Source organism: Synechocystis sp. FACHB-908, from assembly GCF_014698595.1.
Lineage (GTDB): Bacteria > Cyanobacteriota > Cyanobacteriia > Cyanobacteriales > Microcystaceae > Synechocystis.
Genome location: NZ_JACJTH010000044.1, coordinates 1 through 13,283 on the forward strand (window position 1 = coordinate 1; position 13,283 = coordinate 13,283).

At 36.6% G+C, this 13,283-nt stretch carries 15 protein-coding genes and 1 pseudogene; 12 read left to right on the forward strand and 4 right to left on the reverse strand.

The genetic code is table 11. The features are described from left to right. Positions 1-112, reverse strand: a pseudogene (locus tag H6G46_RS17345) (IS4 family transposase); the annotation flags it as partial. A 184-nt stretch (positions 113-296) separates the two neighbouring features. Between H6G46_RS17345 and H6G46_RS17350 the strand changes: the two are divergent. From H6G46_RS17350 to H6G46_RS17365, 4 genes are read left to right on the forward strand one after another with little or no spacing between them, the layout of a single operon-like run. Further along, positions 297-1,712 (forward strand): DUF2357 domain-containing protein, encoded by a 1,416-nt coding sequence (locus H6G46_RS17350; protein WP_242021180.1) that lies wholly within the window; start codon positions 297-299, stop codon positions 1,710-1,712. Next, complete coding sequence (locus H6G46_RS17355) at positions 1,709-3,112, forward strand: hypothetical protein (RefSeq protein WP_011153833.1); 1,404 nt, start codon at positions 1,709-1,711, stop codon at positions 3,110-3,112. The genes H6G46_RS17350 and H6G46_RS17355 overlap by 4 nt, the downstream gene beginning before the upstream one ends. Continuing rightward, entirely contained in the window at positions 3,109-4,764 is a 1,656-nt protein-coding gene (locus tag H6G46_RS17360; protein ID WP_011153834.1) for a phospholipase D family protein, read from the forward strand. Before H6G46_RS17355 ends, H6G46_RS17360 begins: the two co-directional genes overlap by 4 nt. A gap of 6 nt (positions 4,765-4,770) precedes the next feature. Beyond that, entirely contained in the window at positions 4,771-7,173 is a 2,403-nt protein-coding gene (locus H6G46_RS17365) for a hypothetical protein (protein WP_011153835.1), read from the forward strand. Positions 7,174-7,231: 58 nt separating this feature from the next. Here H6G46_RS17365 and H6G46_RS17370 read toward each other — a convergent pair whose 3' ends face one another. After that, complete coding sequence (locus H6G46_RS17370; protein ID WP_011153836.1) at positions 7,232-8,002, reverse strand: Rpn family recombination-promoting nuclease/putative transposase; 771 nt, start codon at positions 8,000-8,002, stop codon at positions 7,232-7,234. 224 nt (positions 8,003-8,226) lie between these two features. Then, the gene (locus H6G46_RS17375; protein WP_011153837.1) at positions 8,227-8,442 is read right to left on the reverse strand and encodes a hypothetical protein; all 216 of its coding nucleotides are present in this window, start codon (positions 8,440-8,442) and stop codon (positions 8,227-8,229) included. Positions 8,443-9,159: 717 nt separating this feature from the next. Here H6G46_RS17375 and H6G46_RS17380 point away from each other — a divergent pair. Next, positions 9,160-9,624, forward strand: a complete 465-nt coding sequence (locus H6G46_RS17380) for a hypothetical protein (protein WP_011153840.1) — start codon at positions 9,160-9,162, stop codon at positions 9,622-9,624. 318 nt (positions 9,625-9,942) lie between these two features. Then, complete coding sequence (locus H6G46_RS17385) at positions 9,943-10,506, forward strand: hypothetical protein (protein WP_223211257.1); 564 nt, start codon at positions 9,943-9,945, stop codon at positions 10,504-10,506. A gap of 64 nt (positions 10,507-10,570) precedes the next feature. On the opposite strand, the gene H6G46_RS17390 is transcribed toward H6G46_RS17385, so the two are convergent. Further along, positions 10,571-10,783 (reverse strand): hypothetical protein, encoded by a 213-nt coding sequence (locus tag H6G46_RS17390; RefSeq protein ID WP_011153842.1) that lies wholly within the window; start codon positions 10,781-10,783, stop codon positions 10,571-10,573. A gap of 152 nt (positions 10,784-10,935) precedes the next feature. Here H6G46_RS17390 and H6G46_RS17395 point away from each other — a divergent pair, with 152 nt between their 5' ends. The 6 genes from H6G46_RS17395 to H6G46_RS17415 form a co-directional block, all read left to right on the forward strand. Further along, entirely contained in the window at positions 10,936-11,115 is a 180-nt protein-coding gene (locus H6G46_RS17395) for a hypothetical protein (RefSeq protein ID WP_011153843.1), read from the forward strand. Next, a complete protein-coding gene (locus H6G46_RS18715) occupies positions 11,115-11,246 on the forward strand; it encodes a hypothetical protein (RefSeq protein WP_255347037.1) in 132 nt (43 codons plus the stop codon). Before H6G46_RS17395 ends, H6G46_RS18715 begins: the two co-directional genes overlap by 1 nt. Before the next feature lie 64 nt (positions 11,247-11,310). Then, on the forward strand, positions 11,311-11,820 hold the full coding sequence (locus H6G46_RS17400; protein WP_011153844.1) for an antirestriction protein ArdA: 510 nt from the start codon (positions 11,311-11,313) through the stop codon (positions 11,818-11,820). A 68-nt stretch (positions 11,821-11,888) separates the two neighbouring features. Continuing rightward, a complete protein-coding gene (locus H6G46_RS17405; protein WP_011153845.1) occupies positions 11,889-12,146 on the forward strand; it encodes a hypothetical protein in 258 nt (85 codons plus the stop codon). A gap of 358 nt (positions 12,147-12,504) precedes the next feature. Beyond that, positions 12,505-12,705, forward strand: coding sequence for a hypothetical protein (locus H6G46_RS17410; protein ID WP_143705304.1), 201 nt, complete (start codon positions 12,505-12,507; stop codon positions 12,703-12,705). A 63-nt stretch (positions 12,706-12,768) separates the two neighbouring features. Further along, positions 12,769-13,283: siphovirus Gp157 family protein (locus H6G46_RS17415; RefSeq protein WP_190759882.1), on the forward strand; the 515-nt coding region annotated here is incomplete at its 3' end.

The window sequence follows — 13,283 nt, forward strand, 5'->3', positions numbered from 1 at the left end:
ACACTAATCCTAACCAGATACTCACAAACTTAAATGTGTCTAATACTGGGTAGTCATCTTTAGGAAAATTAGATAGATAAGTTTTGACAATATGTCCAAAATTTGATATCATCTCTTCAATTATTCTAATATTTCTGCCCTTTATTCTATCATTTTAAAGGGCTTTTTTTCTCTTTATAACTATCGTTCAACACTTCTGCCTCGGAACCTATTTACAAAATGAGCCATTACAACTGCTTGACGCTGTTCTTGATAGTGCTGATCGGCCAATTTTAGTTTTAGATAACGATGAAGAATTGAGTCAAACGCCAGGTTTTTTAATTCCACTAGAAGATAAAAATAGTTATGAAATTGGTTTTCCTTTGGTATCTATTTCTGATTGGGATAGTTATCAAATTCTTTGTCAGAAGTCATCGTTAAAATTACAAAAAAATAACGAAGAAACTTCTTTTAAAATATCTATAAAAGATCTTATTTTGGATTCAACCCAAGTCAATGATGAAAGTACTCATAATCGTTTAAACAATGAATTAAATAATAGTTATGATCGTCATACTGCGGAGACTATTGCCGTATTTATTGGTTTATTTCAAGGTATGCGCTCTGGTAGACGTATCAAGCAGATTAAATTCCCCTTACTAAATCTACCTGAATATTTTCACGAGCTCAGCAGTGAAGATGCGAGATTACCATTAGTGGTCTCCTTAGATCGACGTTATGAATTACGTCATAAACTAGAATCTATTACTACGAAACTTAGATCTCAATTAAATCGAACCGTTGAGATGATACCCCTGGCCCGTATTCACGAAATGGATGCCTATTGTCTCCGTGACTATGTTCGTCGTCCGGGCAGAAATGCAATAGAAAAAGCTGGGGCAAGACAGGAATTGCTAGGGATTAAACGCTTTCAAAATTTTAATACACCAGAAAATAGATTTTTAAAAGGGTTTTGCGAATTATTACACCTCGAATGTCAAGAGTATAGTAAAAATCGAGAAGCAGAACTTTTAGGTCAAAGTATTAATTATTTTCGTCAAAATGAAACAGTACAGACAGTTAAAAGATCTGTATCTTTATTAGACAAGCCTAATTATGTCCTTGAACAAAATCCAATTTATCGGAGTTTTTATCAGGCTTATTTAGACTACGTTCATCGTCTTTCAGATAAAGAAAAACTATGGAGTTATCGCCAAAGACTGTGCAGTGATGTAATTGCAGTATTATTAATGACTAGTTTTTTATATTTTCAGGGTAGCTATGCTAGCGCCCTGAGTGATTTATCGATTTTAGATAATCCCCTTTTTGGTCGTTATCTTGAAAATGACTCCATGCCGGTTATTCAATGTTTTTTACAAAATTATGTTGTATCATTTCAATTGAATCGTAGTTCAAGTATTAGGCAAGGCGATTGGCTATTAATAATTAAACAACAAAAAATTAATTCCTTGGAAGTTAAAACGTTGCAAATACCGATCTGGATATTTTGGTATCGTCCAAGTCTAAAATTGATTAATAAAAATAACTTCAAACGAGCCTTATATTTTTATCTTTGTGAACGCCCTGAGACTAATAATTATAGCCAATGGATCACAAAAATAGATCACAGTCTTATGATTCGTTTACCTGATTTAAAGGAAAATAATTTGCAGACAATTATAATATTTTTAAATGATATATTTTGTAAATATTTGAAGGAATATTTTTCATGAGTTTACCAACTGAATTGATTGAATCTAGCTGCAATCAAAGTTCAACTTATTTTATTTCACGGGCAAATTTAAATTTTCCTTGTGCAAATTATACTTTACCTTTAAGTTCTGCTCAGAAAGAAGCCTTCGACTTAGCCATTTCTAATAGTCCAATCTCCCTAATTAGCGGTAATCCTGCCAGTGGCAAAACCCATGTCGGCTGTTTTGTTCTTGAAATGTCCGTTCGATTTCAGAAATCTATATTAGTAGTTGCTAGACATGCTAATACTCTGGAAGCTTATAAAAACTTAAATGTTAATTCTCTTTTTCTTGAAATATTTAATAATTACTCAGATAGTATTTTTGCGTGGTTACGACACAACCTTGCCCAGCCTAAAATCAATTTTATGCCTCTCCATTTGTTCCCAGATCCCCTGCTAGAAACATTACAAGAAAGTAAACAGTTAAACCAATGGATTGATTTAGCAGAAAAAGGGGATAAAAAAAATCTTCAAGAAGAGATGATGAAAGTTTTTCCGCAGGTATCGAAATCTCGCTTAGATCTCTTAGTAGAAAAGCTATATAAACTATATCCTCTACTGAAGCAACATCAAAAATTAAAGGAACATTATCTAAATTTGTCCGAGGAAGGAATTTTACAACTTACCGAATTAATGTCAGAAACAACAAAAATACCTATTTTAGCAACTTTTCAAAGTGTCTTAAATAGTGATGTTAAATTTAAACAGTTTGAAATTGTTCTTGTTGAGGATTCACATCTTTTTTCTGATCATGACCTACTATTGATGGCGAGTATGACTAACAAACTAATTTTATTGGGAGAAAATATTAAATCCGATACTTTTTTTACTCGTCTATCTGAATGTTTATCGCCAGCCTATCGCGCTAATCTATCAGAAAATTTTCGTCTGCACCCATTGTTAAGCCGTCCAATTTTTTCTACTTTTTATTATTCACAACCCTATTCATCTTTGCAGAACTATTCTTATCGAACATTTCAAAATCGTTTACGATGGATTGATATTCATGAAGATAAGCTGATTACTCCACAATTATTGGATTTTATCGAAAATTCAGATATTGATATATCCAGTATTAAAGTTGGAATACTAACTTTTTCAATAACCGCCAAAGAAATGATACAAAGCCAATGCCCAGAACAATGGCTCAATCAAATTTACGTCGATAGTTGCGAAAATTGGTATGGAAAGGAATGTAATGTGCTTTTAATAGTTTGTGATGGTACTAAACCCACACCTGATCAACTTCGTCTTGCCTTAACACGTGCCAGTGATGCCATTGTATGTTTTGGCGATATTAACCAATATGAAATGTCTTCATTTAGAACTTTAATTAGGGATAAAACTTTAACCATCGAGCGGGAGGTTTCACTATTATGAAAATTATTGTTAAATTACAAGGAGTATTTGAACGTAAAAATGTTGATAATAACACAGTTAGACAAAGCTCTCTATCAGATTTACTTAACGATCTACGGGTTTTAGCAACTAGTCATAATCGCCATCATATTTCCTATATTCACCAATCTTTTGGACTAAATTTTTTATCTCAACAGACCCTAGAGCATCTTATACAAAAAGTAGGAGGAAAGTCATCTTATCTTTCCTCAACCTTCTTAACTCCTGCAAACCAAAACTTAATTCAAGAGGAGTTTTTCTATAGCTATTGTTTTACATGCCCAATTATTTCTCTACAATTATCGCCCCATGATCCCCAGTTACCATTATGGAGTGGGCAGCATTGCGATGGCACTTATAATTTAGATATTAGTAATGATGTAGACAATTTAAGATTACAATCCATACGTCAGGAAGCTTTAAGCATAATTAAACAGAAAACATCGGTCGAGATTATCAGAGCAGCATTACATTCTCCTAACAACTTTGCCATACCGATAACTTTATCAACTGGTGAATATATTACAATCTGGCAAAAACTAGAGGAACTACCGTCTGAACTTCAAATTGCAGTTATGGCCCTCATTAAAAATTACTTTCCTTCATTTTTGTCGGCTGAAGCTAAATCACTAATTGATGAGTACAAGAAAAAATATATTGTTTTTAATTATCAAAATTTACTTGAGTTTACCATTTCTGAAAATGAGCCTAAAGGATTAGACTTTATTGTGGGTAGAGGATTGCATAGAAAAGAAATTGAAGCTCTAATTAGTTCTGCCCAGCGTTTTTTATTGATTTCTAGTTTTCGTTTAGAAGATGAATCTATTGTTCAATTAATTGTCAAAAAAGCTAAAGAATTACCTGAAGGCGTTTGGATTTTGACTGATTTAAATAATGATGTTTTAGATAGAATAGATACGAATATGGAAGGAAAAATTGATCATGAAGATGATTACGCTGAATCTGATCGTAAAAAGAAAGAGTGTTTACGCTTACTTGCTACATCAGGTGTTTCTATTCGCAGTGGACTCTTTCATCTAAAATGTTACATAACGGAAAAAAGTTCATATATGGGTTCTTGTAATTTAACGGGTGGAAGTTTAGAACGTAATGGAGAAGCGGGAATTATTTGGAAAAATGTCGAGTCACATCAACGGTTAATTGACCACTTTTCCCATTTATGGGATGAACAATCAAATGCAGTAATCTTACCGACAACCCAAGGTATCCGCAGTCAGGGATTATCTAATTACTTTGCTATATCAAAGCGTGAAGGTTTTCTAACTTATCATTCCAATGATTTGACTAGAACTTTGACAGAGTTTGCCCGTAATCCGACTGGAAAAATTTCTATTTATACTCGCACTTTTGCTCCAACAGCTCAACAAGAAGAACTATTGTCACGTCTTCATTGCCATATCTTTTATGGACACCGTAATTACTCTAATTTAGATGCTAAACAAATTTATAATCTCCATGCCAAGATTATTATTATAGGAACAACAGCAGCCTATATGGGTTCTCAGGATTTTGCATTTGGAAGACGTTCTAATCATGACTTAACTTATAAAACTACTGATTTAAATGAAATTCAAGCTATTACTCAATTAGTGGATGCTTTACATCGAGGATAACCGAAAATGACCAGACTCTTTAACCTAGAATCATACCCAGAAATCTGTAAGTACACGCAAATTTTTGGGGAATCGTTATCTTTAAATTCTCCTAATATTCCTTTTGCTTATCGAGATTTTTTAAATACCTATAAAGATCGTCATTTTATATCCCCTGCTAATCTTTCAAGTTATTATTCTAATACTATAGTTAGAGGTGAATATAAACCTCAATTCTTAGGTGACCAACTGGATGATCAGCAAGAAGGTGATTTAGTTATTGTTCGTGATATTGATGTGCTGAGCCTGCAAAATTTAGATTGTCCCTATATTTATGCCAGTGCTTATCGCTATTGGAACTACGTCACTCAGCTTCAAAATATTGCTAAAGAGAATAAACCATTAGTTATTTATGATTTAGACAGTTTACCCTGTTCTTATTACTTGCCTATTTCTTTTCAAAGTCATCCTAATTGTTCTTATTCTATTCCAATTTTAGATATCCGTACTCCCGAAAATTATGAAAGTCTCAGACTTCCTTTTGATCCTTCAAACGTTTATGATACCATCTGTGAAATTTTAGCTCAATACGTTATTGCATCTGACCCTAACTTTGTTGGTATTGAAAGTTCTTATCTCACTCAATATTTAAAAAAAATTAATGTTTTTAACATTATAAAAAATTGTCTAATAAGTAATCCTAATCAAGAAATAGTTTCGCTTCTGATTGACTTCTCAAATGTCGATAATACAAATCTATATTTAAAAGCAGAATTACCTCTCACAATAGTAGAAAATATAGTTTCAAGTGTAATACTTGTTCCTAGACTGAAGGAAATCGTCCAAAATAATTGCGAATATAATTTCGTTCTAATTAGTCAATACAATTGCCTATCTAATTTTCGTCTTTCTTTAGAGTCTCATTTTTCCTTACCCGATATTAGTCACTCAGAATTTAGCAAGATTTGGCAAGAAAAGCAATCTCAGGAATTTCCTCTCTATGGACAGTTTCTTGATTTAATCACTTTTCAATTAGCAAATCAGATTTCAATCAATGTTCCTAGTGAAAGCGAGCGTACAAATATTTGTTATGAAGGTGAACGAAAATTTCATACTTTTATAGGTCAATATACCATCCCATCCGGTGAAACAAAATCCTCTTTTCGAATAGACAAACCTCAAGTTATTTTACCGATAAAAATTAATGGTAAACTAATAATAAAAAATGAAATAGAACAAGTTTATATTATTAATAATCAATTCTTTGAACAAACTCCTTCCCTTTCTGTTGAAATTCACTTTTCGCTAATGCTTGGCAAACCATTACTATTGGAGATTTTTGAAGTTTATAGTGATCAAAAATTGGGGCACAAACTCAATGCTAAATTAGAAGATCGCCCTGAAATTAAATTAGGATTTATTCCTATTCAAAATATTATTGAGGGTAGAAAAACAAAAGAAAATAATGCGACTACTAATTTATGTTTAAATTTAAAATTTATAAGTGATTTTTCACACGGATTAGACGAGATAGCCAAAGCTTTACATGCTTATATTAAGCAGTCTTCAAAAAATATAAAACTACGGACAGATCTGAAGTTATCGAAAATACAAAGTATTGTTAGAAGCAACTACTTATCTTTTTTGAAAAATGATGCCTTACAACATGTTTCTACAAATTCAAGCAATGAAATAGTCAGTGAGATTACAAACAAAATTATTTCTAGCGAAATTAAATTACTTTTACAAAAAGCTCTTTTTACATTAGGCCAACGTCACCCAAATACGGAAGGGAAGGAACGTGGACAAATTTTCAATATTTACAACGATAATTTACTGTTGATAGGTAAACAATATAAAATCGCTGCAATTCAAGATTTTGATTTTTTGTTTGATTATCTTAAAAACAGCCCCTGCTTTAGTGAACATGTCAAGGTTATAGCAAGGATCGCATATGATAGTAACTTTCAGCAAAAATATTTTGCACTTTTTGAGACTCATCTTCCGAAAAATAATAATAATAATAATTTCTACTATGAGTATGATTCCTACTTGTGGGGCTATGCTCGTATTTTGATGTGGTATTTAGATTATAATCTAAATGAAACAAATATTTTGTTGTTTAAGCGTCATTTTAATCTTATAGCTAGTCATGCCCTCAGTGACCATTCACGAAATTCATATTATCAAGATGCATTGATTAGTCTTATTTATCTCTTGTCTTTCCGAGAGTTTGATTCAACTTTTTGTGAAATTGGATCACTAGAGTATAATTTGGGAATAAAATTGTGTGAGAAATTGAGTTTTCATCCAGTATTATCCAAACAAGTTGATATTAACAAATCGCTTAATCAAATTTTTTATGAGTTTCTCAATGGCACAGCAACAGGTGATGACATGGACAACCTCATCAAAGCTGAATTTAAATAGATAAATAGTAAATAGGAATTAAGTCAAGCCATATTCGATCCAATGACCATTTCAACCCTTAATTATTCTGGTTAGCAACAAACCGATTAACCAGTTCAACATCAATATCTAATTCCTTGGCAATTTCGGCAATTGTAAGACCTAATTTCTTCAACAGGGGTATGGTTTCTAATTTTCCCTCTAGTTTCCCAGCAATTTTACCCTCCTCTAAAATTTCTTGATAAACAGCGGATTCCTTCATAATTTCACTCCTTAAAATTGTCTTGATAATGTCAGGCGACAACAGAATTCCTCCAAAAACAGAAGTTGCTGCCATGAGATTTGCTTTAACTCGATTATCCTCAATCTGTTCCAGCACAGTCGCCACTTCCCTCAATTTTAATGTAGGGTCAGAGGTCTGCGTCAATACCGCTAGGGGCAATAGCCCTGGGCTTTGGAGAAATGCGTCCGATGATTGTTCCCAGAGCCGAATCGCTTGGTAACGATGCACAGTCTCCCCCACCTGAAAACTATCCTGATAAACCAAGTCATTGTTACTATGTTTCAGGTAGATCACGAATTGGTGCATTGTCTTCTGGGGGAAACGGCGGTAAACCCTTACCCGATAATCCAACATCCGAAAACCCATGGTGGGGTCAGGTTCCGTTTGGAATTCCAGATGTAAAACCAAGTCTTCCGATTGCTCCAAAATCAGGGAGTCAGCGCGAATTGGTTCCAGGGATAATTCCGTCGGACTGAGCTTGGTCAATTTGATTGGTCGTCCCAACAACCAGGCGGCATAGTCTTCGGAAAATGATTCAGCTAGAAATTTGCACAGATTATCGAACATACTCAAATTTTACGGGCGATCGCCAAAAGTTCTTGCTGGCTACTGATGGGAGGCAAAGTCCGCCCAGCTAAAGCCCGGCTTTCTGTGGGGTCTATATTTGATGGCACCGTGGATTACCATCGTGCATTGGGGATATTGTAGGCGATCTATCCATAATCAATCATATATTTCAAAGATCCAATTAAGATTTTTTAAACATATTTTTTATCAGGGATATAAAGAACTCATAAATATTGATGTAAAAGTTGATATACAACTGCAATAGTGAATCCTATCAAAGCTCCCAATGGGCCAAAGAAAAATATTGAGGTCATTGCTAATTCCAAGGGCTTGTCCTGAACATTAGTGGAGAAATTATTGACAATAAAGATTCCAGCCATAACACCAAAAGCATAACCTACCAATGCAGCAAGTAATGCAATACCTATAAATTTGAGCATATTTCTAGTTTCATTTAACCCAAAGAAAAAAGAATAAACTTTAATATCAAGAAGGCAAGAATAAAGATGTGGTTCCCGGCACTTTATGGTCGTCGTCCCTCCCTTTTTTTACTGCCTCCCCATCCCCCCGCCGGACAAAAGCTAACTATCAAGGCCTAGAGCCACTGACCGGCGGCCCCCCGAGTGGGGGCGAGAAAGCAAGAAGGCAAGAGGCGTTTCTAATATTCGACGATAAAACCCGTTGGTATGGTCGGTTAGAGCAATAAATATTTCACTGGACTACCTGCCCAAAGCCGTAAGAGGGGGGGGGACACCCCCTTCCCTAACCCTTCCCCCTTTTTGTAGTCCGGTCAAAGTCAGCGGTCACGGGTTGATTAGTCTCCAGGCCTTTTTTCGGAAAGCAAGAAAGATGAGCGGATTCGATGTTTTTGTTTTTGATTTTAAGGAATCGAAGATCCGGAAATACCGTTTTTTTTTGCAACGAGGAATTTTATCATATTCGTCAAAATTTTTTGGTGTTATCTCATTTAAGGAAAAAATTTTATTTGGAATATGATTTTTACTTTTCTTGGGCAAAAAAAAACTTAGTGGGGAATGGAAGAGAAAAAAGAGAGGAGAGAAAGGGTATATTGGTGTATTGAAAATAAAAAAGTAGTTTAGTGTATTAATTATGGAAAGAAAAATGATATAATATAGGAAAGTTTAGAGGGAAAAAAGATGTTTAAAAAATTAGGTGAAGTAGAAAAAATAAAGTTTAAAAATTGGTGTGTTGATAAGAATAATTTGATGGTTAAGGAAAAATGGTTTGGTAAAGAAGTTAAAGAAGATAGGAGAATGGTTTGGTTTGGGGTTGGAATTGAATTGGGAAAAAATGAAAAATTTAAGGGATTGGAAATAGATAATAGTTTAAAGAAAAGATGCTTAGAATTTTATGGAGAAAATTTTAATAGTTTGTTATTGATAAAATATGGAGATGGAAGTAAATTAAATTTACATAAAGACAGAGATTGTTTTGATAAAAAAGTAGTTATTGTAAATAGTGGAATTTGTGTGTTTGAATATGATGGAGAAAGAAAAATATTAGAAGATGGGAAAATTTATGAAATAGATGGTAAAAAAAGTCATGGAGTAGTAAAAGTAGTTGGGGAAAGATATAGTTTAAGTATTAGAAAAGTTTTATAAAAAAGTTTGATTTTTTAGATCAATCACCCCCCTGCTAGTAATATTATACCACGCTATTTCCCGGCAAGGGTAAACTCCACCTTCACCCTCCTTCTAGTGGTTGCCCCTGCGGGGCATTTTTTATTAGTCGGTTCGGCCCTTGCCTTGACCCAAGCCTTATCTATGGGATGGAAGGGCGTGGAGTTTCAATGGACAGGGGGGGGTGTGCCTTGTTTTGGGGGCTGGTCGGTGGGTGGCTCGGCCGCTCTGCCTTGGGTTGCTTTTTGCGTGCTATCATGCTATAATGGGCTTATTGGTTGTTCCCCTGGGGGTTGCACTGTGTTGTCTGTTTCTGCCCTGTCGCCCTGCGTTGTTTGTCTGCTGTCGGCCTGCCCTGCCGTGGGGTTTTCCGGTTCCCGCTCTCTCTCCCCGTTGTCGGTTGCCGCTCTCCGTTCCCTTTCTGCCGCCGTTCCTGCTTCGGCCAGTGTTTTTGTTGGCTGTGCGGCTGGTGCCGATGCCGTGGGCCGGTCGCTCTTTCCTTCGGCCAGCGTTTTTTCTGTCAGTTCTGGTCAGTGGGGGGCTGGCCGTTCTGCCTTTGCCCGTCGGTCGGTGGCCGTTGTCTCTGCTGTTCTCTCTGCTGGCGGCCCGGCCGGTCTGTGGTGTTTTTTCCCTTCGGCCGGCTGTCCTGTTGGGTTGTTGCCTTCGGCCCGGTCTTCCCGTTGTTTCTGCGGTCTTGGTTCTGGGTCTTGGGCCTCTGCCGCCTTTGCCCTGGGGTCTGGCCTGCCCTTGCTTGCCTTCCTGCCCCCCGGTGTTTCTCCCCCTCCCGGCTGGGGTTTTTCCTCCCTGGGGGGTGGTTGGTGGGTGGCCCACCCTGCCGCCGTCCAGTTGTCTCTTTTTGCTTAGCGTTCAGCCCCTGCCTGTTGGTGGGGGTTAATCATTGGTAGCAATCAATATTTTTAGGTTTTCTTTAAACTTTATCTTCCTTTGAAAAAGAATCATCAATAATTTCCTTCACTTTTTGTCGTAATTTTTCTTGCCAGTCTTTGACATTTTTTAAGCGTTCCTTATCAGTGGGTGTAATACGAAGATAGATCCCCGCTGTCCTTGATTCAGACACAGGGCTTTTAAATTGATATTTCTCCAAATCTGGATTCCCACCAGGACGACCTCGGCCACTCATAAACAATTCCTAAATTTTCAACATAATCTTAGCACGATAGCACGCTATAAAGTTTTGTAAAATAGTTATTTATTGCACGATAGCACGCTATAATAGAGTTATGGCAAAGGGGAAAGCCCCCGCCACCACTCAAATACTTAGGAGTTTTCAAAATGACTATTCAAGAAGCCAAAGAGATCGCCGCAGTCTGTTCAATGATGCGAAACAAATTACCAGATGGAATGTGGGAGGAAGTCAGGGAAACGATTCTCGACTACCGGGAAGGAAAAGACGGTGAAGCTTTCGCAGAAGAACTAAGCGAAATTTGCAAAGACTGGGGGTTTTCAATCTAATGAAAGACTTAGAAAGCCTACGCAAAGAACTAGCTGAACTAGCAAAGCAAACTGAGCAAGAAGACCTGAAAAGGGAATTAGAAAGCCTAATTCAACAGATTCTCAAACATCGAGATTATTGCCCGTTTTAAATAGTCAAATAGCCCTCAAACCTGGGGGCTTCCACCACTCGAATACTTACGGAGATTTTTTATCATGTTGAGCCCTGAAATTTACGTTGCCTGCCTTGCTAGTTATAACAATGGATTGCTACACGGTGAATGGATTAGTGCCAATCAAGATGAAGATGAAATAATGGCAGAAATTGAAGCCATGCTTAAAGCTTCCCCTATGCGAGATGCTGAAGAATGGGCAATTCATGACTATCAAAACTTTGGGGGAATTGAATTAAAAGAATATGAAGACATTGAAACCATCGCAAAATTAGGGCAAGCCTTAGCAGAGCATGGAGAAGCAATGGCAGCTTATTACAAATGCTATGACAACTTAGAAAACTTTGAGGATTATTACCTTGGAGAATATGAAAGTGAGCAAGACTTTGTTTATGATTACTTCGAGCAAACAGGACAATTAGAAGCAATTGAAAAAGCAGGATTAGATAGCTTTTATATTGATTTTGAAAAATTAGCTCATGATTGGTTTATTAATGATTTTTATAGCGCAGAAATTAGCTATAACAAGGTTTATGTTTTTAGCCGTCATTAACCCCTAGTAATGCGACCTCAGCACGTCCTAAAAAGGCTGACCACTCAAATACTTCAGGATTTTTTACTATGCACCACGACACCAAAGAAGCGATCTCCCGTTGCCTTTATTTCATTGACCGAGAAAACAAAACCCAAGAAAACCCCATCATTGCGGTGATTGAGAAGGCCCTAGAGTTTGCCAAAAATGAGGTTAGCTTTTCAGACCCCTACGACCTATTAGCCCAGATTGAAAGTGTTCTGACCGAGGAAGAATTGGCCAACGACGACCGCTATTATTCCCGCCAGGAAACGGAAGACTACCACCGTAATTGGTTACATTTCTAAACCCCTAGTAAAATCCTTGGCCCCCCTTGGGGCTTCCACCACTCTAATACTTAGGACAACGATTATGTATTTTGACCGTTTCGACATTGCAGAAGCTTGGTTTATTTATCTCTCAGAAAACCATTCTGGTCAGAATTGCCCCCTATATCTTCGATTATGCCAACTGCAAAAATGGTTTAAGCCTAGCCCATTGTTAAACCGCTCCCGACTGAATGAAAATGCTCAAGCTATTCTAGAAAATTTGGAAGAAAATTAATGAAAGAAGAAACATTTTCAAGAGAATTTGCAAAAATTCTCAAAATTCACTGGACTAAAGAACTTCACCTTGAATTTATCAAAATTTCGGAGGAAATTATCAATGACAATATGGAACAGCAAAAACGGCCCAATCGCAGTTGATGACATGACAGAATCCCACGCTAAGAATGTCTTAAAAATGTTGATCCGAAACAACATGATCAAACGACCAGAAGGGCGAGTCCTAGAAATGCCCCAAGAGGTTGAAGACGAACTTTTAGCAAAGATGATTGAACGTGAAGAATCCCAATGGGGATATTAACCCCTAGTAAAATCCTTGGCCCCCCTGGGGGCTTCCACCACTCAACTACTTAGGAAAATTATCATGACAACCACCACTAAAGCCACCGGCAAAACCCCTAAACTTTGGGAACTGTCCGACGAAATAACTAATCTTGAAGACCAGATTGCAGACATTCAAGACCGGGAAGATCTAAGCGAGTCTGAAAAAGACCAGTTAATGAGAGAAATTCTAGAAACTTGGTTATCTACTGGCAAAGAATTTGATGCTAAAGCCTGTAATGTTGCCGCTTACATCAAGCACCTGGAGGCAATCACAGAAGCTCGTAAAAATGAATACCGACGCTTGCGAAATTTAGCAGAACAATCAGAAAATCAATCCCAGCGACTACGCAATTACCTTGTTAGCAATATGCAGAAGTTGGGCAAAAAGAAAGTTAGTGGAGTATCGGTAAATTTATCACTACGGAAAAAACCGGCAAAAGTAGTTCTTAATTGCCCCTTGGAAGATTTACCAGCCGCATTTATGAAAGTCGAAATTACACCTCGCCTATCGGAACTTAAAAAGCACCTTCAGAGCAACGCTGATTGTTCCTTTGC